The following is a 410-nucleotide window of genomic DNA, read 5'->3' on the forward strand; positions in this document are numbered from 1 at the left end:
TAGCCTTCATTCTGTAAACCCAGTTGAGCGATCGCCTTCCGGTGAAAAGAGTCGATCGCTTGAACTGTCACCGGTGAACTGTGGTCGGATGGGCTAGGAAAAAGCCAGACACTACCACCAGGTCGGTAGGTTCTCAGAACTTCTCTCAATTTTTGGGAGACGGGAACCTGTCTCACCCCAGCATCTTTCCCAGCCGATCGCTTCCTAGTTTCTGACCTAAAAGTAATCTCCGGCAAGGCAATCTGAGAACTGCCATCGGCGTAGACATCAGAAACTTGCAACAACCTAACGGCTCCCACCCGTTCCCCGGTGTATCTCATTATGGAAAGTAGAGTTTGTTGCCAGGGATATTTGCAGCGTTTGATTATCTTGTCGGCGATCGCATCAGGAATGATTGATGCTTTACCAAT

Annotated in this window: 1 protein-coding gene; it reads right to left on the bottom strand. The window is 49.3% G+C overall.

Annotated elements, in window-relative coordinates:
- Positions 1 to 410, bottom strand: a 410-nt coding sequence (locus P5674_RS26025) for a site-specific integrase (protein WP_315670502.1), incomplete at both ends; no start/stop codon positions are given.

Source organism: Limnospira sp. PMC 289.06, assembly GCF_032350395.1.
Taxonomy (GTDB): domain Bacteria; phylum Cyanobacteriota; class Cyanobacteriia; order Cyanobacteriales; family Microcoleaceae; genus Limnospira; species Limnospira platensis.